The following is a 23,571-nucleotide window of genomic DNA, read 5'->3' as shown; positions in this document are numbered from 1 at the left end:
CAGGAGACGGTATTTCAATCTTCGAAACGGATCGGGCATTTCTCTGCCCCTTCCAGCTTTCTCAATTCTTCTACTACCTGCGGCCTTGCCCGTCGCAGGGTCAGGCTGCGATCCTGGCGCAGTAGTCGCCGCGCTTCCTGGTGCAGCATTTCCACGCCCGAGTAGTCGATGAAGTTGATCTGTTGCGCCTCGATCACCACGCGCGCGCCGTGCATCCGTTGCAGGCGTACTTGCAGGTAATGGCTGGCGCCGAAAAAGATCGAGCCGCCGACCCGCAGAATGTCTTCATCCCCATCGCGCCAATGTTGGACCCGCGGTTGCGAGGTGCGCTTGAGGTAGAAAAACAACGAGGCCAGCACGCCGGCGTAGATCGCCGTCTGCAACTCCAGCAACAGCGTGGCGACACAGGTCAGCACCATGACCAGGAACTCGGCGCGGCTGACCCGCAGCAATGCGCGAATGCCGCGATGATCCACCAGTCCCCAGGCGATCAACAGAATGCTGCCGGCCATGGCCGGGATTGGAATGTGCGCGATCAGCGCCGCGCCGAAGAGGGCGAACAGTGCGACCCATAACGCTGAGAACACGCCGGCCATCGGCGAACAGGCACCTGCTTCATAACTCAAGCCCGAGCGGGTGAAGGAACCGGCTGACAGCGACCCGGAAAAAAACGCACCGACCATGTTCGATAAACCTTGGGCGCGGACTTCCTGATTGGCGTCGAGCAACTGCTGTGAGCGGGCCGACAAGGAACGGGCAATCGACAGACTGGTGACCAGCCCAAGCATGCCCACCGCCACCGCGCTGGGTAGCAAGCGCAGAATCAGGTCCAGATCCAGTGGCAGCGGGCTGAAGGGCGGCAACCGCCCGACAAACGCGCTGACCAACTTCACATGACCGAACATCGATGGCCAGAGCCAGACCAGCAATCCGCTCAGCGCCAGGGTGATCAACAGCGTCGGCCAGCGTGGCAAGAGCAGTTTCAACACCACGCCCACCACGACGGTCGCCAAGCCCAGCATTAGCGAGGGTTTATCCACTTCGCCGAGGTGACTGAACAGCATCATCAAGCTGTTCAGCGCTGTTGCCTGGTTGGGCAAGTCCAGCCCCAACAGATTCGGCAGTTGGCCGATGGCAATCACCACCGCCGCACCGAGGGTGAAACCCAGGACCACCGAGTGCGAGACGAAATTCACCAGGGCGCCGAAGCGCAGCAAGCCGAGCAGCCACTGGAAAATACCGGCGAGAAGCGTCAGCAACAGGATCAGGGTGACGTAGTCCTCTGACGCAGGAACGGCTAGAGGACTGACGCTGGCGTACAAGACGATAGAAATCGCCGCCGTAGGACCGCAGATCAAGTGCCACGAAGACCCCCAAAGACACGCGATCAGCACCGGGATGATGGCGGCGTACAGACCGTATTCCGGTGGGAGACCGGCGATCAGCGCGTAGGCAATGGATTGCGGCAGCGCGAGAATGGCGCCGCTGAGACCGACGATCAGGTCACGACCGACGCTGGCGCGGGTTTGCCGGGGCATCCAGCTGAGGAAGGGGAAGAGCGAATGGCGGCTTGGGAAGGCCATGGGTCCTCTCGGGTGGGTTTTGCGCAAGGGTATCAGGACGAGTCACCGATCGCTGATCGTTCCCACGCTCCGCGTGGGAATGCATCCCGTGACGCTCCGCGTCACATCTTGAAGCGGACGCGGAGCGTCCATGGCGGCATTCCCACGCGGAGCGTGGGAACGATCGGCGGAGAGAGTTAAAGCTTTGCCTTCACCGCCGGCAACGCATCCTTCCCATCCACCGTCTTCACACCCTCCAGCCATTTGTCCAGCACCGCCGGATTAGCCTTGATCCACGCCTTCGCCGCATCAGCATTGCTGACCTTCTTGTTCACCACGTCGGCCATGATGCTGTTCTCCATCTCCTGCGTGAAACTCAGGTTGGTGAGCAGCTTGCCGACGTTCGGGCAGGCCTGTGCATAACCTTTGCGGGTGAGCGTATGAACGCTGCCGGTGTCGCCGAAATACTTCTCGCCGCCCTTGAGGTAATGCATTTTCAGCTGCACGTTCATCGGGTGCGGGGTCCAGCCGAGGAAGGTCACGAACTTCTGCTTTTTCACCGCACGAGACACTTCCGCCAGCATCGCCTGCTCGCTGGACTCGACCAGTTTCCACTGGCCCATGTCGAAGTCGTTCTTCTTGATGATTTCTTGCAAGGAGATGTTGGCGGGAGCGCCGGAGCCGATGCCGTAGATCTTCTTGTCGAACTTGTCGGCATATTTGTTCAGGTCGGCAAAGTTATGCACACCCGCGTCCCAGACGTAGTCCGGGACGGCGAGCGTGAATTCGGTGCCATCGAGATTTTTCGCCAGTTGCGTGACGTCACCGGTGGCCACGAATTTGTCATAGAAACCCTGTTGCGCCGGCATCCAGTTACCCAGAAACACATCGACCTGGCCGTCCTTGAGCCCGCCAAAGGTAATCGGCACGGCAAGCGTGTCGACTTTGGCCTTGTAGCCCATGCCGTCCAGCAGAAACCCGGTGATGGCGTTGGTCGCGGCAATATCGCTCCAGCCAGGGTCGGCCATTTTTACCGTCTCGCAACTCTGATCGGCATACGCCGATGCACTGCCCAGAGCCAGAAGCCCGACCGTCACTGCTGTGGATAACTTACGCATGGCATTTCCCTTAACATTATTGGTTTTGGCAGGGTTGTGGATAACGTGCTTTACGCTCCAGATCGTCGAGGTCGATGTGGTTGCGCATGTACTGCTGACTGGCGTCCACCAGCGGCTGGTGATCCCAGCTCTTCAGCTTGCCGATGGTTAATGCTTCGGCGACAAAACGTCGGCGCCGTTGGCTGGCGAGCACTTGTTGGTGGATCGCCGGGATATCCCATTTGGCCCGGGCTTCGGCGAGAAATTCATCGAAAAGCGACCGATGTTGCGGCGATTGACTGAGTTCTTGCTGTTCACGCGGGTCGTTGTGTACGTCGAACAGCAGGCAAGGGTCGTCTTCGCTGTAAATGAATTTGTAGTTGCCACGGCGAATCATCATCATCGGGCTGATGGTGCCTTCAGCCATGTACTCGCCGAAGACCTCGTCATGACCGCCCTGCCCTTGCAGGTGCGAGACCAGTGAGCGGCCATCCAGCGGCAGGCCTGGTTCCAGCGAACCGCCCGCCAGTTCCACGAAGGTTGGCAACAAATCGGCGGTGGACACCGCCGCGCTGACCCGGCCAGCCCCGAACTGCCCCGGCGCACTGATCAACAGCGGCACGCGGGCGGCCATTTCGTACCAGTGCATTTTGTACCAGAGCCCACGCTCGCCAAGCATGTCGCCGTGGTCACCGGAGAACACAATGATGGTGTCGTCGATCAAGCCGGTTTCCTCGAGTGTTTGCAGGAGTTTGCCGACGTTGCTGTCGATATAGCTGCACGCACCGAAGTACGCACGGCGTGCATCGCGAATCTTATCCACAGGCAGTGGTTTGTCCCACAGGTCGTAAACTTTCAGCAAACGCTGGGAGTGTGGATCAAGTTCGGTCTGCGCCGGGGTTTCGGGCAACGGAATGTCGGCGTCGTCATACATATCCCAGAAGGCCTTGGGAATGGTGTACGGGTCGTGTGGGTGAGTCATCGAAACGGTCAGGCAGAACGGCTGATCGCCCTCCTCACGAATGTGGTCGAACAAATACTGCTGGGCCTTGAACACCACCTCTTCGTCGAAATCCAGCTGATTGGTGCGTACGCACGGCCCGGCTTGCAGCACCGATGACATGTTGTGGAACCAGGTCGGACGCACGTCTGGCTCGTCCCAGTTCACAGACCAGCCGTAATCGGCCGGATAGATGTCGCTGGTCAGGCGTTCTTCATAGCCGTGCAGCTGATCCGGGCCACAGAAATGCATCTTGCCCGACAGCGCGGTGCGGTAGCCGAGTCGACGCAGGTAGTGGGCATAAGTCGGTACATCGGCGGGGAAATCGGCCGCGTTGTCGTAGGCGCCGATCTTGCTCGGCAACTGACCGCTGACCAAGGTAAAACGCGACGGCGCGCACAATGGGCTGTTGCAATAAGCCGCGTCGAACACCACGCCTTCGGCGGCGAGGCGGCTGAGATTGGGCAGTTTGATGGGCGAAGGGCCGTAGAATGGCAACATTGGCGCGGCCATCTGATCGGCCATGATGAAAAGAATATTCTTGCGCTTCATGTGATCGCGGCATTCCATAGTGAATATTTATGCGAGAGTGCTGCGATCGAGCATGGAGCCCATGCATTTTGTGGTAAAGCCCCTGCGCGGCAATGACTAGGATAAGCACAGCTTATGTATTACGCCCTTGGTGATTTGTCTCTGGATTTGCTTCGCGCCTTTGAAGCGGCGGCCCGTCAGCGCAGCTTCACCGCAGCTGCGGTGGAACTTGGCACCACGCAACCGGCCATCAGCCAGCAGATCAAACGGTTGGAAGAACAGTTGGGGACGCGGCTGTTTGATCGCATCTATCGCGGCATTGAACTGACCGAGCCCGGGACGATTCTGTTCGAGCAGGTTCAGCTTGGATTGCAGAACATCGACGCAGGATTGAGCGCGATCAGTGCACAGAACCAACATGAAGTGTTGCAAGTGGCCACCGATTTCGCCTTCGCCGCGTATTGGCTCATGCCGCGCCTGCACCGCTTTCATGCCGCCAATCCTCAAGTGGACGTCAGCCTGGTCACCAGCGAACGCAGCCTCAACATGCTGCGCACCGATATCGATGTGGCGGTGTTGTTTGGTGATGGTCGATTCAAGCAGGGTGAAAGCCATTGGTTGTTCAGCGAAGAAGTATTTCCGGTGTGCAGCCCACTGTTGCTGAAGGACCGCGCCCTGCCCTTGCCGGTCCAGTCACTTCTGGAATTCCCGCTGCTGCACCTTCGAGGTGAGAACAGCAGCAACTGGTTCGACTGGAGCGGCGTGTTTCGGGAGTTGGGGATTGCTTCGGCACCCGCGCCCGGGCAATTGCGCTTCGACAATTACACGCTGCTGATTCAAGCGGCGATTGGCGGCCAAGGCGTGGCGATTGGCTGGCGACACCTTGTGGATAACTTGCTGGCGCAGGGATTGTTGTGCCGACCGATTGCGCAAACGGTTATCTCCAGGCTCGGCTATTACGTGGTCCTGCCCCAGCGAAAACGGCGTGGTGCGCTGATTCAACAGTTTGTGGACTGGCTGATGGCTGAGCAGGCCGGCAGTGCGCAATCGTTGAATGGCCTTCCGCTGCCGTCTATCGCTGTATAGCCTCGGTCGCGACAAAGGTCACGTGTTCGCCGACATGCAGGTTCAACCGCAACTCATCGGCAATCCCGACAGCCACCCGGCTCAACCGCTCAAGTGGTTCAGCGAGGCCCGGCTCCAGGCTGCTGCTGACCTGGCTGAAATGTTCGATGGTCAGCCCTGGCACCCCGCGCGGTGCATTCACCAGCGTCCAGTGCAAGGTGCTGCTTTGCAGGGCTTCGCGAATTTCTTCGGCGGCGTGGCGTTGCAGTCGATCTTCTATTTCCGGATCGTCCAATACCTCGAAATCGCCCACCAGAAACAACCGGACAATCCCCGAGGCCTGCAGGCCATCGATCAGAGCATCCACCGCCAGCACTTGCTCGACCGGGCCGGGCACGATGGACTTTTCCACGTGCTCGCTGTTCATCGGCAACCCTGGTGCATCCAGCAGGCAGATCACCGCCGAACAACCGGCGACACTCTGCTTGACCCGCTCGGCGTCGAACACATCGCCGGTCTTGGTCCGCAATCCCGGGCGCGGCGCGAGCGCCGTCAGATCATCGAGAATCGCGATCACTTCATGTTGGCGCCGCAGCATTTCAGCCATCAGCGCACTGCCCAGGCTACTCATGGCACCATAAAGCACCACTTTCACCACCGGGGTTTCGGCATTTTTCATGGCCGTGCTCCGTTTTTCCTAGATATATGGCGTGTGACCTGTGGGAAACAACGCCGGTTCGACTCGGTTCAGAGGGTTTCAAATGCAGCGGATCAAGGGCTACCACGCCCATGTCTACTTCGACGCCAGCACCCTTCCTCAGGCGCAAGCCTTGTGTGAGCAGGCGGCGCGATTGTTTCCAGTGAAGATGGGCCGCGTCCATGAACGCCCGGTGGGCCCGCACCCTGACTGGAGCTGCCAGTTGGCTTTCGAGCCGCAATACATCGGCGATGTGCTGCCCTGGCTTGCGCTCAACCGCAAGGGTTTGGTGGTGTTCCTGCACCCGGACACCGGCGACGATCTGCTCGATCACACTGAGCATGCCATCTGGATGGGCGCGATTCGGTCGCTGGATCTGTCTATATTTTGATCAGTTTACAACTGTTCCTCAGCTTCGCCGGGCAAATGTTCGTCCAGATGCAGCCAGGGCAGACGGTTGTCCGTCCAGATATGTCTTTCGGCGGGTGCCTGCTCTGGATGATCGAGGGTGGCGATGGTCACGTCGATGCTGTCCGGGCTCAGGTGCGTGACCAGCGCCAGCTGCGCACCACAGTTGCCGCAGAAATACCGTACGCAGGTTGTCGACGAGTCGTACTGCGCGGGTGTTCCTTTCACCCATTCAAAAGCGGATGCCGGCACGGTGATCCAGGTGGTCACGATGCCGCCACTGACCCGTCGGCAAATCGAACAATGACAGTGGGCGATGTCGTGCAAAGGCCCGCTGAATTGATAGCGCAGATGTCCGCAGTGGCAGCCGCCCGTATGAATGTCGGCCATGTTTTTCCTCCTGCCCCGTATTCAGGGACTTTAAACCCGTCCGACGACCGGTTGCACATCTGGTCAATGCTTTCATCCGCGAAAGCTCGGTGAAAGCTTCCCCGATTAGGATCGCCCCCACTACCGGCAACAGACCGGTCGGCCAATGCCAGTGTTTTATCGCTCGCACAGCCCATTTAACAACAACAATGGTGATCCTGATGTCCTTTGCTACCCGCCACTTCGCTGTCACTCCGCCCATACGTCTCGTGCTTCCCGTTCTGCGCTGACCACCCGGTTCGCCCATTCCCTAGCCGCGCTATGCCTGGAGTATTCCCATGCTGACTTTCCTTGGCTTTGCCATGGTCATCACGTTCATGTTCCTGATCATGACCAAGCGCCTGTCCGCGCTGATCGCTCTGATTATCATCCCGATCCTGTTCGCGCTGTTTGGTGGTTTTGCGCCGAAGATCGGCCCGATGATGCTCGAAGGCATTACCAAGCTCGCGCCGACCGGTGTGATGCTGATGTTCGCCATTCTGTACTTCGCCCTGATGATCGACTCCGGCCTGTTCGACCCGGCCGTGCGCAAGATCCTCAAACTGGTCAAGGGCGACCCGCTGAAAGTTTCGGTCGGCACCGCCGTATTGGCGCTCGTCGTCTCCCTCGATGGTGACGGCGCGACCACTTATATGATCTGCGTGGCCGCCATGCTGCCGCTCTACAGCCGTATCGGCATGAGCCCGCGGATCATGGCCGGTCTGATCATCCTCGCCGGTGGCGTGATGAACATGACCCCTTGGGGCGGCCCGACCGCCCGTGCAGCCAGTGCGCTGCATGTGGACCCGTCCGACATCTTCGTACCGATGATTCCGGCGATGGCTGCCGGGGTGCTGGCAATTCTCGTGATTGCCTACTTCTACGGCAAGCGTGAGCGTGCGCGTCTGGGTGAACTGCACCTGGTGGGCGATGAAATCGACCACAGTGAAATCAGCGTTTCGCAATTCCCGGATGCCCGTCGTCCGAAGTTGATCTGGTTCAACGGCGCCCTGACCCTGGGCCTGATGTGCACCCTGATTGCCGGCCTGTTACCGCTGCCGGTGCTGTTCATGGTGGCGTTCAGCATCGCGATGATCGTCAACTACCCGTGCCTGCAACAACAGAAGGACCGCGTCGCGGCCCACGCCGGTAGCGTGCTGGCGGTGGTCGGGTTGATCTTTGCCGCGGGCATCTTCACCGGTATCCTGACGGGCACTGGTATGGTCGACGCGATGTCGAAAAGCCTGCTGGCGGTCATCCCGGATTTTCTTGGCCCGTATCTGGCCGTGATCACTGCGCTGGTAAGCATGCCGTTCACGTTCTTCATGTCGAACGATGCATTTTATTACGGCGTGTTACCGGTACTTGCGGAAGCCGCCAGTCATTACGGTATAACCGCGGTTGAAATGGCACGTGCCTCGATCGTCGGTCAGCCCGTCCACTTGTTGAGCCCGCTGGTACCATCGACCTACTTGTTGGTGGCCCTGGCCGGTATCGACTTCGGTGACCATCAGCGCTTCACCCTGAAATGGGCAGTGCTGGTGTGCATGTGCATACTGGTTGCCGCGTTGCTGATGGGGATTTTTCCGCTGTTCAGCACTCTATAAGCCCAAGACTCACCATGACGGGTCCAGGCTTTGCTGTTTGAAGCCCGGGCCCTTCGTGGTTTAACACATCCTCAAAGGAATACACATGGAATGGCTGACCAACCCTGAAATCTGGGTTGCCTTCTTTACCCTGACCGCCCTGGAAATCGTCCTGGGTATCGATAACATCATCATGATTTCGATCCTGGTCAGCCGCATGCCCAAGCACATGCAGCAGCGCACCCGGATTTTCGGCCTGGCGCTGGCCATGGTCACGCGGATCCTGTTGTTGCTGTCGATTACTTGGGTCATGCGTCTTACCGCCGACCTGTTCGAAATGTTCGGCCAGGGTATTTCCGGGCGTGACCTGATCCTGTTCTTCGGTGGTTTGTTCCTGTTGTGGAAGAGCTCGCAAGAGATGTACCACGCGCTGGAAGGCGAAGACGAAACCCACGAGGAACCGACCGCCAAGGGCGGCAGCTTCCTGTACACCATCATCCAGATTGCGATTATCGACATCGTGTTCTCCCTGGACTCGGTGATTACCGCCGTGGGTATGGTTTCCCATGTGCCGGTCATGGTCGCTGCGATCATCGTCGCCGTACTGGTGATGATGCTGGCGGCTGGCACCATCAGCGAATTCATCGACAAGCACCCGTCGCTGAAAATGCTGGCGCTGTCGTTCCTGTTGCTGGTCGGTACCGTGTTGATTGCCGAGTCCTTCGAAGTGCATTTGCCAAAAGGCTACGTCTACTTCGCCATGGCGTTCTCGCTGGCGGTGGAAGCGATCAACATCAAGATGCGCACCGCGATGATGAAAAAGAAGAAGCAGCAGGACCCGGTGAAACTGCGCAAGGACATTCCGGGTCAATAACCCGAATGTTGCGCTATGACAAAGGGGCCTTCGGGCCCCTTTGTCGCGTCTGCATCAAGCTGTTTTCATGACAGTTCTGTTTCAATCGCTTCTTTAGCTGTGCGATGCTGGCGCACAGCCCGTTAGCCAACTACAGCTTAAGTACAGAACGTAGAAGAACGCGCGGCACCGTCAACTTGCCCCTTTGGGGCGCTACCACCACAGGGGGCCTGCATGCTCACCCTGCTCAATTTGTTATCTGCCGTGGCCTTGCTGATTTGGGGCACGCACATCGTCCGAACCGGCATCCTGCGGGTCTACGGCTCCAACCTGCGCCATGTGATTGGCCGGAACATGTCCAAGCGCTGGCTGGCGTTCGTCTCGGGGATCGTCGTGACGGCGATGGTCCAGAGCAGCAACGCCACCGCCATGCTCGTCACTTCCTTTGTCGGTCAGGGCCTGATGGCGCTGACTCCGGCCCTGGCAACCATGCTCGGGGCCGATGTCGGTACCGCGCTGATGGCGCGAGTGCTGACCCTCGACCTGTCATGGCTATCGCCGCTGCTGATCTTTCTTGGGGTGATTTTCTTCCTGTCGCGCAAACAGACCCGGGTCGGACAGATGGGCCGGGTCGGCATCGGCCTGGGGCTGATCATCCTGGCCCTGCAACTGATCGTCGAATCCGCCGCGCCGATTACGCAGGCACAAGGTGTGAAGGTGATTTTCGCCTCGCTGACCGGCGACATCCTGCTGGATGCCTTGGTCGGCGCGCTGTTTGCGATGGTTTCCTACTCCAGCCTGGCCGCCGTCCTGCTGACGGCGACCCTGGCCGGTGCCGCGGTGATCAGCTTGCCCGTTGCCATCGGCCTGGTGATCGGCGCCAACATCGGCAGCGGCATCCTTGCCTTCCTCAGCACCAGCATGCAGAACGCCGCCGGCCGCCAAGTGGCTTTGGGCAGCCTGCTCTATAAACTGATCGGCCTGCTGCTGATCATTCCGGTGCTTGACCCATTGGTGCACTGGATTGACAGTCTGGACTTCAGCCCTCAGGAAATGGTCATTGGCTTTCACCTGCTCTACAACACCGCGCGCTGCCTGATCTTGCTGCCAAGTGTCGGGCTGATGGCCAGGCTTTGCGCGTGGCTGCTGCCGGAGCGGCCGGAAATCAACGGCACCGCCAAACCGCGGCATCTTGATCCAACGGCACTCGTCACGCCCAGCCTGGCGCTGGCCAATGCCGCCCGGGAAACCCTGCGCATCGGCGACCTGATCGACAACATGCTTGAGGCCATGCTCGACGTGCTGCGCGGCAACCAAACCGCCGTGACCCAGGAGATGCGGCGCCTGACCGATGATGTGGAATCGCTCTACGGTGCGATCAAGCTCTATCTGGCGCAAATGCCCCGCGAAGACCTCAGCGAGCAGGACAGCCGACGCTGGGCGGAAATCATCGAGTTGGCGATCAACCTTAAACTCGCCAGCGACCTCATCGAACGCATGCTGCGCAAGGTTCAGCAGCAGAAAACCTCGCAGCGCCGGTCTTTTTCCGAGGTCGGCCTGGAAGAGTTGGCGGGGCTGCACAGTCAGTTGATAGCCAACCTGCGTCTCGGCTTGTCGGTGTTCCTCAGTGCCGACAAGGAAAGTGCCCGCCAGTTACTGCGTGAGAAACGTCGCTTTCGCGCACAGGAACGCCGCCTGGCCCATGCTCACGTCAGCCGATTGCAACGTAAGATCGTGCAGAGCATCGAGACCAGCTCGTTGCACCTGGAGTTGATTGCCGACATGAAGCGTCTGAGTTCGCTGTTCTGCAGCAGCGCCTATGTGGTGCTGGAAACTTCCGACACCGGCGCACTCATTGCCGATGATTTTGCTGACATCACGCATTCACCCTGAACGTCCACAGTTGCCTGCAGTCTGTTGAACTTACGCAAGCTGTATGGAAACTCGTTATGCGTTGTCTGCTATTCGCCTGTCTGTTGCTTGGCTCACTCCCTGCGTTTGCCCTGGATCGCTTTCAGGTCGAGGGCTATACGCTGCCCAACGGTCTGCAATTGCTGCTAAAACCCGGCACGGAGCGCGGGCATGTGGCGATTCGTCTAGTGGTCGGCGTCGGCATTGATGATTTCAGCTGCGCCGACAAAGAGCTGCCGCACCTGCTTGAGCACTTGCTGTTCAGCGGCATTGATGCCACTGGCGAAGGCGGGCTGGAAGAGCGCATGCAGGCGCTGGGCGGCGAGTGGAACGCCTACACCAGCAACGCCGACACGACGTTCGTCCTCGAAGCCCCGGCGAAAAACCAGCGCAAGGTCCTCGACCTGCTGCTGGCACTGCTGACCCAAACCCGAATCGACGACAACGCGATCAACGCCGCCAAACAAGTGGTCGAGCGCGAAGACGGCGGCCATTACTCGCACCTGCAACGCTGGCTGGATCGCCAGGATCTTGGCCACACGGCGAGTAATCAGCTGGCGGTGGAACTGGGCCTCAAATGCCCCGAGCGGGCTGAGGTCGATTACCTGACCCGCGAACAGCTGGAAAAGGTACGCAAGGCCTGGTACGCGCCGAACAACATGACCCTGATCGTGGTCGGCGACCTCGATCGATTGCTGCCGGCCTATCTGGAACGGTCTTATGGTGCGCTTGAAGCGGTCGACCCTACCGATCACCCGCCCCTGCCGGCCATCCAGGCCAGTGCCGCCCACGAGCGCACCCTGAGTCACGGTTTTGTCGGCGGCAATGCCAAGTTGCATTGGCTGGTGCCGGAGCCGGTGCTGGAAGATCAGCACGACGAAACCTTCGACTTGCTCAAGGACTATCTGGACTGGGCGCTTTACCGCCAAATGCGCCTGGCCCATGGCTTGTCCTACGGGCCTTCGGCGGAGCGCGAGGTGTTTGGTGGCGTGGGTTTCATGAGCCTGAACGCCGACGTTGAGCGCGATGACGTGTCCGAGGCCGAACAGGTGCTGGATGATTTGAAGGCCGGGTTGCTCAGGGACGGTCTCAATGCCGACACCTTCAACCGCCTCAAACAGGCCGCCATCGCCCGCCAGGCCTGGGCCGTGCAAGGCAATAGCGCGTTGGCCGATTATTACTGGAGTGCTCTTGGGGATTACGAGGACGGCCGTTTCGCCAACCCGGCCAAGGAACTGCAAGGGGTGACGCTGGCGGAAGCGAACAAGGCCATGCGTGAATTGCTCATGCAGCCGGGCTACCTGCGGATCGAAAAGCCGTTGATGAGTGATGACCAGGTGATGTGGGCGATTGCCGGGGTGTTCGGCGTGATTGTGCTCGGGCTATTGGCATTGCGCTTTCATCGCAGGGCGCCACCGACCGTGTAGCAGCTGTCGAAGGCTGCGTTCGGCTGCGAAGCAGTCGTTAAAACCATTCATCTCGGTGTATCAGTCACATGTGACATAACGGATTTGCGGCTGCTTCGCAGCCGAACGCAGCCTTCGGCAGCTGCTACACAGGTTTTGTGATCGGACCGCAGCCCCTCGCCACACCGCCCTCTCGGCGGTTACCCTGTCGAGGATTTTTCCCACGACTATTGCGAACCGCCGAATGCCGACTCTGACCCTATTCGTACAGCGCATCCTGGAATTGATGAAGCGCTACCCAGGGGTCATTGCGCTCGGTGGTTTCATTTCCGGGGTCGGCAGCTTCATGCTGGTGGATCGTCAGCAAGGTCTGGCGACCTGGATCACCACCATCATGCTGGTCAGCTGGATCTGGCTGATGCTGGAAAACAGCCTCACCAAGTTGTTCGCCAGGATCTTCAAGCGCGAAATACCCCAGCCGTTGCTGCGTTACGCGACGCAGATGATCCACCAGGAAAGCCTGTTTTTTGTCCTGCCGTTCTTCTTCATCACTACCACTTGGAACAGCGGTCAGTTGGTTTTCACCGGGCTGCTGAGTATCGCCGCGCTGATTTCCATCATCGATCCGCTCTACTACAAATGGCTGGCGCCTCGACGCTGGGCGTTCCTGGCGCTGCACACGCTGACGTTGTTCGCTGCACTGCTGACCGCCCTGCCCGTCATCCTGCACCTGACCACCTCCCAGAGTTTCAAGCTGGCCCTGGGCACCGCTGTCGTGCTGTCGTTCCCGAGCCTGGCGTCGATCTTCCCGATTCGTACTGTGCGCAACGCGCTGGCGATTCTGAGCATCACCGTAGGTATCGGCGGGGTTGGCTGGGTGCTGCGTTCGTGGGTTCCGCCGGCGACGCTGTGGATGACTGATGTCGCGATCAGTACGCAAATGCAGGGCCGTATCCCCGGCGACAGCCTCGATGAGGTCACCGCCGACCAGATCCGTGGTACCGGCCTGTACGCTTACACCGCGATCAATGCCCCGCGTGGTCTGGAGGAGCGGATCTATCATGTGTGGCAGTTCAACGGCAAAGAGGTCGACCGCATCCCCCTGGACATCCATGGCGGGCGCAAGGAAGGCTACCGCGCCTGGACCCACAAGCAGAATTTCCCCGGCAACCCTGCGGGTAAGTGGCAGGTTCGGGTGCTGACCGAAGATGGCCAGGTCATCGGTGTGTTGCGCTTCGAGGTAAAGGACAAAAAGCCTGCGACTGCCGCAAAGTAACCCGTTCGTGCTATTACGTAGAGCTGCGTAATAGCCGATAAAGCACGGAGCTTATGACCAGCAGCACAATGCCCGGCAGTGCCCGACTGGACACCTCTCACTCCCCTGCTCAGTTGCGGGTCACGGGTGACTGGACGCTTGCCCATTACGCCGATCTCAAGCACCTGATCGAAAAGCTCCACGGCCAATACGACGACAGCACTCACATCGACCTCAACGGCCTCGGCGCGCTCGACACCGCTGGCGCGTCGTTGCTGGTGGAGTTGCTGGGGTCCGAGCGCCTCGGCCGATCGGCTGAACACCCCGAGTGCACCCTCTCCTCCGCCGATCGCGCTTTGCTACAAACCGTCTACTGCTCGCTGACCGACTTCTGCGTGCCGATCAAGGAACCGGAAATCAGCGTCGGCATTCAACTGCTGACCCGCATCGGCCGCGCGGTCGACGCGGTCTGGCAGGACACCCTGCAACTGCTGGGTTTCGTCGGCCTGATTCTGGAAACCATCGCCCGCAGTCTGTTTCGCCCCAAGCGCTGGCGCATCACGCCGATGGTGGCGCACATCGAACAGAGCGGCCTCGACGCCGCGCCCATCGTCGTCCTGCTGACCTTTTTGGTGGGCGCCGTGGTGGCGTTTCTCGGCGCGACGGTGCTGGCGAGTTTCGGCGCGAGTATTTTCACCGTGGACCTGGTGGCGTTCTCCTTCCTGCGCGAATTCGGTGTGTTGCTGACCGCGATCCTGATGGCTGGCCGCACCGCCAGTGCGTTCACCGCGCAGATCGGCTCGATGAAAGCCAACGAAGAAATCGACGCTATTCGCACCTTGGGCCTCGACCCGATGGAGTTGCTGGTGGTGCCGCGAGTGTTGGCCCTGCTGGTCGCGCTGCCGATGCTGACCTTTTTGGCGATGCTCTCGGGGATTGTCGGCGGCGGTGTGGTTTGCGCGGTGTCTCTGGATATTTCGCCCGCGATGTTCCTGTCGCTGCTGCAATCGGACATCGGCGTTCAGCACTTCCTGGTCGGGATCGTCAAAGCGCCCATCTTCGCGTTTTTGATCGCCGCCATCGGCTGTCTTGAAGGCTTCAAAGTCAGCGGCAGCGCCGAGTCCGTCGGCGCACACACCACGTCGAGCGTGGTCCAGTCGATTTTCGTGGTGATCGTGCTCGACGCCGTGGCCGCGCTTTTTTTCATGGAGATGGGCTGGTGAGTCGTCTACCCCGAGCACCTTCCGAGGCGGTGATCGAAGTCCGCGGCTTGTGCAATCGCTTCGGCCGCCAGAGCGTGCATGAGAACCTCGACCTGGATTTGTTCAAGGGCGAAATCCTCGCCGTGGTCGGCGGTTCCGGCAGCGGCAAATCGGTGCTGCTGCGCAGCATCGTCGGGTTACGCCAGCCCAGCGAAGGGGTGGTGAAGGTCTTCGGTAAAAACCTGCCGACGCTGTCCGAACACGAGCGCTCTAAGGTCGAGCGGCGCTTCGGCGTGCTGTTCCAGAAAGGCGCCCTGTTCTCTTCGCTGACGGTTACCGAAAACGTCGCCCTGCCCCTGATCGAGCATGCCGGTTTGAGCCGCGAGGATGCCGAACACTTGGCGGCAGTGAAAATGGCCTTGGCCGGGTTGCCGCTGTCGGCGGCCGACAAGTACCCCGCTTCGCTGTCCGGCGGCATGATCAAGCGTGCGGCACTGGCCCGGGCTCTTGCGCTGGACCCGGACATCCTGTTTCTCGACGAACCCACCGCCGGCCTCGATCCGATTGGCGCAGCCGCGTTCGATCAATTAATTCTGACCCTGCGCGATGCGTTGGGCCTGAGTGTGTTTCTGGTCACCCACGACCTCGACACGCTCTACACCATCACCGACCGGGTGGCGGTGCTGGCGCAAAAGAAAGTGCTGGTGGCGGACGCCATCGACAAGGTGTCGGAAACTGACGACGCGTGGATTCACGAATACTTCCATGGCCCTCGCGGCCGCGCGGCGCTGACGGCCGCTCAACAGCTTAAGGAGGTCTGACATGGAAACCCGAGCCCATCATGTATTGATCGGCCTGTTCACCGTGATTGTGGTGGCGGGCGCCCTGCTCTTCGGCTTGTGGCTGGCTAAATCCAGCGTCGACACCGAGTTCAAGGATTACGAAATTGTCTTCAACGAGGCCGTCAGCGGCCTGTCCAAGGGCAGCGCCGTGCAGTACAGCGGGATCAAGGTCGGCGACGTGGTGACCCTGCGTCTGGACCCGAAAGACCCGCGCCGGGTATTGGCGCGAATTCGCCTGGGCGGCGAGACACCGATCAAGGAAGACACCCACGCGATACTGGCGCTGACCGGCATCACCGGCACCTCAATCATTCAGCTCAGCGGCGGTACTCCGCAGAGTCCGACGCTCAAGGGCAAGGACGGTGATTTACCGACGATCATTGCATCGCCCTCACCCATCGCCCGTCTGTTGAACGACAGCAATGACCTGATGGCTGGCGTGAACATGCTGATGCATAACGCCAACCAGATGTTTTCCGCGGAAAACGTCGCCCGTATCAGCAGCACCCTTGAACACTTGGAGCAAACCACCGGAACCATCGCCGACCAGCGCGGCGATATCCGTCAGGCGATGCAGCAACTGGGGGCTATCGGCAAGCAAGCCACCGCCACGCTGGAACAAACTGCCGCGCTGATGCGCAACGCCAACGGCTTGCTCAGCGATCAGGGCAAGCAGATGTTCGGCAGCGCCGAGCAGGCGATGAAGTCGCTGGAACAGAGCAGCGCGACCATCAACACGTTGCTCACGACCCATCAGGATTCTCTGAACAGCGGCATGCAAGGCCTCAACGGCCTGGCCCCGGCGGTGCGTGAGCTGCGCGATACCCTGACGTCGTTGCGGGCTATTTCCCAGCGCCTGGAAGCCAACCCCAGCGGTTACTTGCTGGGCAATGACAAGAACAAGGAGTTCACGCCATGAAGCTGACTCACCTCGCCCTCCTCGTCAGCTTCACGTTGGTCAGCTCCTGCTCGATCCTGCCCAAGTCCGAGCCGTCCGATGTCTATCGGTTGCCTTCAGCCCAGAGCAGCGCATCGGGCAGTCACGGGACGCCGCAGCGCTGGTCGCTGCGCCTGGCCAAGCCGCAGGCCAGCGAGGCCTTGAACAGCCCGAAGATCGCCGTGATCCCTCAGGGGGATCTGATCAGCAGCTACAAGGCCTCGCGCTGGAGCGACCCGGCACCGGTGTTGCTGCGCAATCGTCTGTTGGACGGTTTCCAGCGTGATGGTCGAGTTTCATTGCTGAGTACCGATGACAGCAACTTCCAGGCAGATCTTGAACTGGGCGGTAGCCTGCAGGCGTTCCAGACCGAGTACCAAGGCACGGCTGCAAGCGTGGTCGTGCGTCTGGATGCACTGCTGGTGCGCGGTTATGACCAGCGAATCCTCGCCAGCCGACGCTTTGAAGTACGCCAGCCATTGAGCGATGTGAAGGTGCCGGCGGTGGTGGCCGGGTTCGGACAGGCCAGTGATCAACTGACGGCGCAGGTGGTGGCTTGGGCGGTTGAGCAAGGACAGAAAGTTGCGCCGCCCCTTAGGCCCTGAGGCCAACGCAAACCCAATGTGGGAGCAAGCTCGCTTCCACAGGGGATCTCGGCTAGCCGAAGAACCAGTAGCAAACCCCGATGGCGCCTAGAACGCCAGCAAGCTCCGCCAGCAACGCACACCCCACCGCATGCCGCGCCCGCTGGATCCCCACTGCGCCGAAGTACACCGCCAATACATAGAAGGTCGTTTCGGTACTGCCCTGAATCGTCGCCGCCACCAGCGCCGGGAAGCTGTCCACGCCAGACGTTTTCATGGTTTCGATCAGCATCGCCCGGGCGGCACTGCCGGAGAACGGCTTGACCATGGCGGTCGGCAGCGCATCGACGAAGCGCGTGTCCCAACCGGCCCATTCCACAAAATGCCGAATCCCGTCCAGGCCAAAGTCCAGCGCTCCGGATGCCCGCAGCACGCCGACGGCACACAGCATCGCCACCAGATACGGCAGCAGGTTCTTGGCCACGTCGAAGCCTTCTTTGGCGCCTTCGATGAACGCTTCGTAGACCTTGACCTTACGTAACGCGCCGATCACCAGAAACAACATGATCAGCCCGAACAGCGTCAGGTTGCCGAGGATCGATGACAGGCCGGCCAGAGCGGTCGCCGAGAGCGTCGCCAGCAGCGCCATGAAGCTACCGAGGGCCAGGGCACCGGGAATCAAGTACGCGAGCACCACCGGGTCCCACAGGCGCAGACGCTGCATGAACGCCACCGACAGCAGGCCGACCAATGTCGAGCAACTGGTGGCGAGCAGGATGGGCAGGAACACCAAGGTCGGATCGGGCGCACCTTGCTGCGCGCGGTACATGAAGATCGTCACCGGCAGAAGGGTCAGGGAGGAGGCGTTGAGCACCAGGAACAGGATCTGCGCATTGCTGGCGATGGTGTCGCTGGGGTTGAGTTCTTGCAGCGACTTCATGGCTTTAAGGCCGATCGGCGTAGCGGCGTTGTCCAGGCCCAGGCCGTTGGCAGCAAAGTTCAGTGTGATCAGGCCGATGGCCGGGTGACCCGCCGGAACTTCGGGCATCAGGCGCAGAAACAGCGGGCCCAGCGCCTTGGCCAGCCACTCGACGATCCCGGCCTTCTCGGCAATCCGCAGAAAGCCCAGCCAGAGGGTGAGGGTGCCGAACAGCAGGACCATGACCTCGACCGACAATTTGGCCATGGCGAAAATGCTTTCCACCATCGCCGCGAAGATCCCGGCGTTACCGCCGATCAGCCATTGCGCCAGCGCCGATACGGCTGCCACGATGAAGAAGCCAAGCCACAGGCCATTGAGCATCAGTTAAATCCCCCGAAGAATGCGGCGAATGATAGCGGGGTCGCCAGAAACGACAAACCCCGGATTTCTCCGGGGTTTGTTTTGGCTCTAATGCAGGATGACTCAGTGGCTGGTGACTTCACCGACCGGCAACTTTTCCTTGCTGCGCCAATGCGGTAGGGAGTTCCAGTAGCGTTGGCCCTTGGCATCGTCGTACATGCCTTCCCAGCGGGAGATGACCAATACGGCCAAGGCATTGCCGATCACGTTCAGCGCGGTTCGCGCCATGTCCATGATGCGGTCGACACCGGCGATGAACGCTAGGCCTTCGAGTGGAATGCCGACGCTGCCCAGGGTGGCCAGCAACACCACGAAGGACACGCCCGGTACGCCGGCGATGCCTTTGGAGGTGACCATCAGGGTCAGCACCAGCAGCAATTGCTGGCTGATGGACAGGTCGATACCGTAGAGCTGGGCGATGAAGATTGCCGCGATGCTCTGGTACAGGGTCGAACCATCGAGGTTGAACGAGTAGCCGGTCGGGACCACGAAGCTGCAAATGGCTTTCGGCGCGCCGTAGGCTTCCATCTTCTCGATCACGCGCGGCAGCACGGTTTCGGAGCTGGCGGTGGAGTAGGCCAGCACCAGCTCATCCTTGAAGATGCGCATCAGCTTGATCACTGAGAAGCCAAACAGGCGAGCGATCAGACCCAGCACCACGAAGGCAAAGAAGGCGACGGCGACGTAAACCAGGATCACCAGTTTTGCCAGCGGCAGCAGGGAGGCGAAACCGAAGTTGGCCACGGTCACCGCGATCAATGCGAAAACGCCGATCGGGGCGTAGTTCATGATCATGTGAGTGACTTTGAACATGCTTTCCGACACGCCCTGGAACATCTTCACCAGCGGCTCGCGCAGGTCCGATTGCAGGCTCGACAGACCGAGGCCGAACAATACGGAGAAGAAGATGATCGGCAGCATCTCGCCGCGTGCCATGGCCGCGAAGATGTTCGACGGGATCAGGTTGAGGAGGGTTTGGATGAACGCATGTTCATGCTGAACTTCGGCGGCAGTGGCCTGGTACTTGGAAATATCCACGGTACCCAGGGTGCTCATGTCGATGCCGGTGCCCGGATGGAACACGTTGGCCAACACCAGACCGACCACGATGGCGATGGTGGTGACGATCTCGAAGTAAAGGATGGTCTTGAGGCCGATACGCCCAAGCTTCTTCGCGTCACCGACGCCTGCAATACCGACGATCAACGAAGAGATCACGATCGGGATCACAATCATCTTGATCAGACGGATAAAGATATCGCCTGCTGGTTGCAGGACGTTGCTGATCCACCAGGCTTTTTCGGCACTGAAATGGTTGAGCAGCGCACCGATTGCAATCCCCAATACCAGACCGATGAGGATCTGCCAGGCGAGGCTAAGCTTTGCCTTCTTCATATCTTTACCCTTACTTGCGTTTGACTCAGGCACATGCAAAAACTGGAACGCTTGTGGCGAAAAAGTCTTGTGCATCTACCCCCGTATAAGGTGCCCCGAAGCGATTGTTATCGGCTCTCTGGCAGGCGAAAAAGGCGCAACTATTCAGATGCAAGGACGCAACGTCTAATGCTGTAAACGCCTACCCTATGCCGAATCGGCATGAGATTTTTTTACTGAAACTCGCGTCCCAACCGGTTCGAATGCGACATTTCGGCAGGCATAAGTGCCGTGAACCGGCCATCACAGAGGAGGTTGGTTGTTTTTTAAGCGAGGGATTCGGGCAAAAAATTGGGAAAAAGCCTACGTTTAAACGCGAAACTTCTCTGTTTTTTAGGCGCAGCTTTCTCGATACACGGTCACAAAAAAAACACCGCGAAATTGTTTTGCGAGGGATTGACAGAGGTGCAGCGGGGATGCAAGCAGACGCTCTAGGACAACGGTTTGCACTGAAAAAGCTCTTCGCAAGTTCGTCTAGTCATGAGTGACCAGCGAACTTGCGTCGCAGCTTTTGCCTGACCCGGCCCTTGCGCAGGTACTCCCTGTACCCGTAGGTCACTCCGCCCCTGAAACAGACAGAACGTCCCGACCCCTTGGTCATGCGTCTACCTTCCTCGGGTAGCGCAGTTGGAAAGAAGCCATGCTGCTTCTTTCATGTTACGAATTCAGTACCAGTGTGGATCTTTCTTGAGTTGTTCCATCAACAGGTCCTGCATGCCCTGATCCGGCTTGCCGAGAAAGCGGTAGTCGGCATGTCGCGTGGGCGACTTGTCGGCCGGCAGTCCCGCAGGCACTTCAACTAACATGGCGTAGGCATCCTTCTTGTCGAAGCTGACGGCAACGATCAAGCGCTTGGTGAGGCATGTCGCCTGCGATTCGCAAAGCGGCCCAACAAGATACTTCTCACCCTCTTCTTCAACGGCATTCATTTGCTCGGCGTCGCCGGACAGGTTCATGACCCATTCCGGCAGGCGTTCTTCCTTCTGCACCACGCCTTGCCAGGTTTCGCGGTACTGCGGATCTGCATTGACCAGTTCATTGACCCGTGCCTGGCCGTCATTGGCCGCCATCGCCATGGCACAACCGCCCAGAAGCAGGGCGGCTGCCAGTGTTTTTAACGAAACGCTCATACTCAGCCTCGACCGCGACGGCCAAAGAAGAAGGAAGCAATAAACATCACCAGGAACACGACAAAGAGAATCTTGGCGATACCCGTGGCGGTGCCCGCGATACCACCGAAGCCCAATACCCCAGCGATGATGGCAATGATCAAGAATGTGATTGCCCAGCTCAACATGGTGATTCTCCTTACGCTTTTATTTAGAGATGTGACTTGTGGTGCTTTTCCCGGCGCATCGAACGCGCCAAGTTCGTGTGTTTAGAACACCCAACGTTCCTGACGAGGCATCTCATCCACAGGCTGAGCCTGGTCGACGTCCATCATTCGCATCGGGGCGCTGTCAGCCTGGTTATTGCTGGCCGCACTGAAATGGGTTTGGGTCGGATGCTGAATCGAGAGGCGTGGCGCTTCTTGCTGCTGGCTTTGCTCCCAACGCTGAAACTGCTGGCCGCCGATCAAGGTGATCAGTAGCGCCATAACAGCAAACAGACCTTGCTGGATATGCAGTGGCGAGAAACGCAATTGGGCGGCACGTTGGCGACTCATCCTGAAGCTCCTCCCACACTGGGGTGATCTTGTTGGGCGCCGTTTAAGTGCCCTGGGTTAATCAGACTGTTGCAGCCTGCATGCCAGCTTTTCATGATGATAAAAATTAATAAAATCAATTGGTTATGAATGAAGCGGAATTCGGATCGGACGCATCCTGCACGATGGTCCTTTTGAAGCCGTGCGTAATGCACGATAGTTTCGTAGGAGATTTCAATATTTTTGAATTGCGAGGAGGGCATGGATGTCACAAGGGGACACCGGTAACTGCCTGCGAGCCGGCTATCTGATAAAAAAACAACAAAATCAGGCGATTAGCCGTAGGGTGCTGAGAGAACTACGCTGCTGTAGCTGGAATCGACCAGAATCAACCATGCAACTTGCCCGATTTTTCCGGGACTAACCAAGATCATTCATTAAGGAGCGTAGGAAAATGGAATCAGCCACTGAGCATCAAGGCCGCATTCTGCTGGTGGACGATGAGTCTGCCATCCTGCGTACTTTTCGCTATTGCCTCGAAGATGAAGGCTACAGCGTCGCTACCGCCAACAGCGCCGCCCAGGCCGATGCGCTGCTTCAGCGCCAAGTCTTCGACCTGTGCTTCCTCGACCTGCGTCTGGGTGAAGACAACGGCCTCGATGTGCTGGCCCAAATGCGCATTCAGGCACCCTGGATGAGGGTGGTGATCGTCACCGCTCATTCGGCTGTGGACACCGCCGTGGATGCCATTCAGGCCGGTGCCGCCGACTATCTGGTCAAGCCTTGTAGCCCCGACCAATTGCGTCTGGCCACCGCCAAACAGTTGGAAGTGCGGCAACTGTCGGCACGTCTGGAAGCCCTTGAAGGCGAAGTGCGTAAACCCAGGGATGGCCTGGACTCCCACAGCCCGGCCATGAAGGTAGTGCTTGAGACCGCCCGCCAAGTGGCCAGCACCGATGCCAATATTTTGATTCTCGGCGAGTCCGGCACCGGTAAAGGTGAGCTGTCCCAGGCCATTCACGGCTGGAGCAAGCGTGCGAAGAAATCCTGCGTCACGATCAACTGCCCGTCCCTGACCGCCGAACTCATGGAAAGCGAGCTCTTCGGCCATAGCCGTGGCGCGTTCACCGGTGCCAGCGAAAGCACCTTGGGGCGAGTCAATCAGGCCGATGGCGGGACGCTGTTTCTTGACGAGATCGGCGATTTTCCCCTGACGTTGCAACCAAAGTTGCTGCGTTTTATTCAGGACAAAGAGTACGAGCGCGTAGGCGATCCGGTGACCCGCCGCGCCGATGTGCGAATTCTCGCGGCCACCAACCTCAACCTCGAAGACATGGTGCGCGACGGTCGTTTCCGTGAAGACCTGCTCTACCGCCTGAACGTCATCACCTTGCACCTGCCGCCTCTTCGCGAGCGCCGGGAAGATATTGTGAATCTGGCCGATCGCTTTCTGGCCCGTTTCGTCAAGGAGTACGCGCGTCCGGCTCGTGGCTTCAGCGACGAAGCCCGCGAAGCGCTGCTCGGCTACCGCTGGCCGGGGAACATCCGGGAGTTGCGCAACGTTGTGGAGCGGGCAAGCATTATTTGTCTACAGGAGCGGGTCGAGATCAGCCACCTGGGCATGGCCGAAACCCCGGTCAACAACGCACCACGCATCGGCGCTGCGCTGAGTCTGGATGAGTTGGAAAAAGCCCACATCGGAGCGGTCCTCGCCACCGCAGACACACTGGACCAGGCCGCCAAGACCCTGGGTATCGATGCCTCGACGTTGTACCGCAAACGCAAGCAGTACAACTTGTGAGCTGT

At 59.4% G+C, this 23,571-nt stretch carries 22 protein-coding genes; 12 read left to right on the top strand and 10 right to left on the bottom strand.

Translation table 11 applies throughout. From position 1 onward, the window contains the following. Positions 1 to 14 precede the first annotated feature (14 nt). The 3 genes from QK293_RS18690 to betC all read right to left on the bottom strand — a co-directional run bounded on the left by QK293_RS18690 (position 15) and on the right by betC (position 4,211). The gene (locus QK293_RS18690; RefSeq protein ID WP_282379686.1) at positions 15 to 1,583 is read right to left on the bottom strand and encodes a SulP family inorganic anion transporter; all 1,569 of its coding nucleotides are present in this window, start codon (positions 1,581 to 1,583) and stop codon (positions 15 to 17) included. Between the two features lie 176 nt (positions 1,584 to 1,759). Further along, positions 1,760 to 2,680 (bottom strand): choline ABC transporter substrate-binding protein, encoded by a 921-nt coding sequence (gene choX / locus QK293_RS18685; protein ID WP_282379684.1) that lies wholly within the window; start codon positions 2,678 to 2,680, stop codon positions 1,760 to 1,762. A 16-nt stretch (positions 2,681 to 2,696) separates the two neighbouring features. Continuing rightward, positions 2,697 to 4,211 carry a choline-sulfatase gene (betC, locus tag QK293_RS18680; protein ID WP_282379682.1) on the bottom strand — a complete coding sequence of 505 codons (1,515 nt, stop codon included), beginning with the start codon at positions 4,209 to 4,211 and terminating at the stop codon, positions 2,697 to 2,699. 114 nt (positions 4,212 to 4,325) lie between these two features. Here betC and QK293_RS18675 point away from each other — a divergent pair, with 114 nt between their 5' ends. Then, the gene (locus QK293_RS18675; protein ID WP_282379680.1) at positions 4,326 to 5,276 is read left to right on the top strand and encodes a LysR family transcriptional regulator; all 951 of its coding nucleotides are present in this window, start codon (positions 4,326 to 4,328) and stop codon (positions 5,274 to 5,276) included. Here QK293_RS18675 and QK293_RS18670 read toward each other — a convergent pair. Continuing rightward, positions 5,263 to 5,934 carry an NAD(P)H-binding protein gene (locus tag QK293_RS18670; protein ID WP_282379678.1) on the bottom strand — a complete coding sequence of 224 codons (672 nt, stop codon included), beginning with the start codon at positions 5,932 to 5,934 and terminating at the stop codon, positions 5,263 to 5,265. The genes QK293_RS18675 and QK293_RS18670 overlap by 14 nt on opposite strands. Positions 5,935 to 6,016: 82 nt before the next feature. On the opposite strand from QK293_RS18670, the gene QK293_RS18665 reads away from it, so the two are divergent. Next, a complete protein-coding gene (locus QK293_RS18665; RefSeq protein WP_282379676.1) occupies positions 6,017 to 6,343 on the top strand; it encodes a DOPA 4,5-dioxygenase family protein in 327 nt (108 codons plus the stop codon). Between the two features lie 5 nt (positions 6,344 to 6,348). Here the strand turns inward: QK293_RS18665 and QK293_RS18660 are convergent, their stop codons facing one another. Beyond that, on the bottom strand, positions 6,349 to 6,750 hold the full coding sequence (locus tag QK293_RS18660; RefSeq protein ID WP_282379674.1) for a GFA family protein: 402 nt from the start codon (positions 6,748 to 6,750) through the stop codon (positions 6,349 to 6,351). 317 nt (positions 6,751 to 7,067) lie between these two features. Between QK293_RS18660 and QK293_RS18655 the strand changes: the two genes are divergently transcribed. The 9 genes from QK293_RS18655 to QK293_RS18615 all read left to right on the top strand — a co-directional run bounded on the left by QK293_RS18655 (position 7,068) and on the right by QK293_RS18615 (position 17,365). Continuing rightward, positions 7,068 to 8,375 (top strand): CitMHS family transporter, encoded by a 1,308-nt coding sequence (locus tag QK293_RS18655; RefSeq protein WP_282379672.1) that lies wholly within the window; start codon positions 7,068 to 7,070, stop codon positions 8,373 to 8,375. An 85-nt stretch (positions 8,376 to 8,460) separates the two neighbouring features. Then, positions 8,461 to 9,228: a TerC family protein gene (locus QK293_RS18650; RefSeq protein WP_282379670.1), complete on the top strand. Its 768-nt coding sequence runs from the start codon at positions 8,461 to 8,463 to the stop codon at positions 9,226 to 9,228. A gap of 213 nt (positions 9,229 to 9,441) precedes the next feature. Next, positions 9,442 to 11,100 carry a Na/Pi cotransporter family protein gene (locus QK293_RS18645; RefSeq protein WP_282379668.1) on the top strand — a complete coding sequence of 553 codons (1,659 nt, stop codon included), beginning with the start codon at positions 9,442 to 9,444 and terminating at the stop codon, positions 11,098 to 11,100. A 56-nt stretch (positions 11,101 to 11,156) separates the two neighbouring features. Beyond that, complete coding sequence (locus tag QK293_RS18640) at positions 11,157 to 12,545, top strand: insulinase family protein (protein WP_282379666.1); 1,389 nt, start codon at positions 11,157 to 11,159, stop codon at positions 12,543 to 12,545. Positions 12,546 to 12,768: 223 nt separating this feature from the next. Further along, complete coding sequence (locus QK293_RS18635) at positions 12,769 to 13,800, top strand: DUF5924 family protein (protein WP_282379664.1); 1,032 nt, start codon at positions 12,769 to 12,771, stop codon at positions 13,798 to 13,800. 53 nt (positions 13,801 to 13,853) lie between these two features. Beyond that, entirely contained in the window at positions 13,854 to 15,002 is a 1,149-nt protein-coding gene (locus QK293_RS18630; RefSeq protein WP_282379662.1) for an ABC transporter permease, read from the top strand. Further along, a complete protein-coding gene (locus tag QK293_RS18625; RefSeq protein WP_282379660.1) occupies positions 14,999 to 15,802 on the top strand; it encodes an ATP-binding cassette domain-containing protein in 804 nt (267 codons plus the stop codon). Before QK293_RS18630 ends, QK293_RS18625 begins: the two co-directional genes overlap by 4 nt. 1 nt (position 15,803) lies before the next feature. After that, entirely contained in the window at positions 15,804 to 16,742 is a 939-nt protein-coding gene (locus QK293_RS18620) for an MlaD family protein (RefSeq protein WP_282379658.1), read from the top strand. Continuing rightward, entirely contained in the window at positions 16,739 to 17,365 is a 627-nt protein-coding gene (locus tag QK293_RS18615; protein WP_282379656.1) for an ABC-type transport auxiliary lipoprotein family protein, read from the top strand. Before QK293_RS18620 ends, QK293_RS18615 begins: the two co-directional genes overlap by 4 nt. 52 nt (positions 17,366 to 17,417) lie before the next feature. Here QK293_RS18615 and QK293_RS18610 read toward each other — a convergent pair whose 3' ends face one another. The 5 genes from QK293_RS18610 to QK293_RS18590 all read right to left on the bottom strand — a co-directional run bounded on the left by QK293_RS18610 (position 17,418) and on the right by QK293_RS18590 (position 21,786). Beyond that, positions 17,418 to 18,647: a spore maturation protein gene (locus tag QK293_RS18610; protein ID WP_282379654.1), complete on the bottom strand. Its 1,230-nt coding sequence runs from the start codon at positions 18,645 to 18,647 to the stop codon at positions 17,418 to 17,420. Positions 18,648 to 18,749: 102 nt separating this feature from the next. Beyond that, positions 18,750 to 20,081, bottom strand: a complete 1,332-nt coding sequence (gene gltP, locus QK293_RS18605) for a glutamate/aspartate:proton symporter GltP (RefSeq protein WP_282379652.1) — start codon at positions 20,079 to 20,081, stop codon at positions 18,750 to 18,752. 704 nt (positions 20,082 to 20,785) lie between these two features. After that, positions 20,786 to 21,250, bottom strand: a complete 465-nt coding sequence (locus QK293_RS18600; RefSeq protein ID WP_282379650.1) for an inhibitor of vertebrate lysozyme family protein — start codon at positions 21,248 to 21,250, stop codon at positions 20,786 to 20,788. A 2-nt stretch (positions 21,251 to 21,252) separates the two neighbouring features. After that, positions 21,253 to 21,417 carry a DUF1328 domain-containing protein gene (locus QK293_RS18595; RefSeq protein ID WP_282379648.1) on the bottom strand — a complete coding sequence of 55 codons (165 nt, stop codon included), beginning with the start codon at positions 21,415 to 21,417 and terminating at the stop codon, positions 21,253 to 21,255. A gap of 81 nt (positions 21,418 to 21,498) precedes the next feature. Beyond that, positions 21,499 to 21,786: a hypothetical protein gene (locus QK293_RS18590; RefSeq protein WP_282379646.1), complete on the bottom strand. Its 288-nt coding sequence runs from the start codon at positions 21,784 to 21,786 to the stop codon at positions 21,499 to 21,501. A gap of 433 nt (positions 21,787 to 22,219) precedes the next feature. On the opposite strand from QK293_RS18590, the gene algB reads away from it, so the two are divergent. Continuing rightward, positions 22,220 to 23,566 (top strand): sigma-54-dependent response regulator transcription factor AlgB, encoded by a 1,347-nt coding sequence (gene algB / locus QK293_RS18585; protein ID WP_282379644.1) that lies wholly within the window; start codon positions 22,220 to 22,222, stop codon positions 23,564 to 23,566. Positions 23,567 to 23,571: the final 5 nt, after the last annotated feature.

It is taken from the genome of Pseudomonas sp. AL03 (assembly GCF_029960815.1).
Lineage (GTDB): Bacteria > Pseudomonadota > Gammaproteobacteria > Pseudomonadales > Pseudomonadaceae > Aquipseudomonas.
The sequence above is the reverse complement of the archived record's forward strand: the minus strand, read 5'-3'. Positions and strand labels throughout refer to the sequence as shown.

Coding starts and splice junctions, on each gene's coding strand:
- QK293_RS18610 (WP_282379654.1), bottom strand. CDS start 18,647: ATGCTCAATGGCCTGTGGCTTGGCTTCTTCATCGTGGCAGCCGTATCG.
- QK293_RS18670 (WP_282379678.1), bottom strand. CDS start 5,934: ATGAAAAATGCCGAAACCCCGGTGGTGAAAGTGGTGCTTTATGGTGCC.
- QK293_RS18635 (WP_282379664.1), top strand. CDS start 12,769: ATGCCGACTCTGACCCTATTCGTACAGCGCATCCTGGAATTGATGAAG.
- QK293_RS18595 (WP_282379648.1), bottom strand. CDS start 21,417: ATGTTGAGCTGGGCAATCACATTCTTGATCATTGCCATCATCGCTGGG.
- QK293_RS18600 (WP_282379650.1), bottom strand. CDS start 21,250: ATGAGCGTTTCGTTAAAAACACTGGCAGCCGCCCTGCTTCTGGGCGGT.
- QK293_RS18620 (WP_282379658.1), top strand. CDS start 15,804: ATGGAAACCCGAGCCCATCATGTATTGATCGGCCTGTTCACCGTGATT.
- QK293_RS18615 (WP_282379656.1), top strand. CDS start 16,739: ATGAAGCTGACTCACCTCGCCCTCCTCGTCAGCTTCACGTTGGTCAGC.
- betC (WP_282379682.1), bottom strand. CDS start 4,211: ATGAAGCGCAAGAATATTCTTTTCATCATGGCCGATCAGATGGCCGCG.
- QK293_RS18660 (WP_282379674.1), bottom strand. CDS start 6,750: ATGGCCGACATTCATACGGGCGGCTGCCACTGCGGACATCTGCGCTAT.
- QK293_RS18590 (WP_282379646.1), bottom strand. CDS start 21,786: ATGAGTCGCCAACGTGCCGCCCAATTGCGTTTCTCGCCACTGCATATC.
- QK293_RS18640 (WP_282379666.1), top strand. CDS start 11,157: ATGCGTTGTCTGCTATTCGCCTGTCTGTTGCTTGGCTCACTCCCTGCG.
- QK293_RS18655 (WP_282379672.1), top strand. CDS start 7,068: ATGCTGACTTTCCTTGGCTTTGCCATGGTCATCACGTTCATGTTCCTG.
- algB (WP_282379644.1), top strand. CDS start 22,220: ATGGAATCAGCCACTGAGCATCAAGGCCGCATTCTGCTGGTGGACGAT.
- QK293_RS18690 (WP_282379686.1), bottom strand. CDS start 1,583: ATGGCCTTCCCAAGCCGCCATTCGCTCTTCCCCTTCCTCAGCTGGATG.
- QK293_RS18665 (WP_282379676.1), top strand. CDS start 6,017: ATGCAGCGGATCAAGGGCTACCACGCCCATGTCTACTTCGACGCCAGC.
- QK293_RS18645 (WP_282379668.1), top strand. CDS start 9,442: ATGCTCACCCTGCTCAATTTGTTATCTGCCGTGGCCTTGCTGATTTGG.
- gltP (WP_282379652.1), bottom strand. CDS start 20,081: ATGAAGAAGGCAAAGCTTAGCCTCGCCTGGCAGATCCTCATCGGTCTG.
- QK293_RS18630 (WP_282379662.1), top strand. CDS start 13,854: ATGACCAGCAGCACAATGCCCGGCAGTGCCCGACTGGACACCTCTCAC.
- QK293_RS18650 (WP_282379670.1), top strand. CDS start 8,461: ATGGAATGGCTGACCAACCCTGAAATCTGGGTTGCCTTCTTTACCCTG.
- QK293_RS18675 (WP_282379680.1), top strand. CDS start 4,326: ATGTATTACGCCCTTGGTGATTTGTCTCTGGATTTGCTTCGCGCCTTT.
- choX (WP_282379684.1), bottom strand. CDS start 2,680: ATGCGTAAGTTATCCACAGCAGTGACGGTCGGGCTTCTGGCTCTGGGC.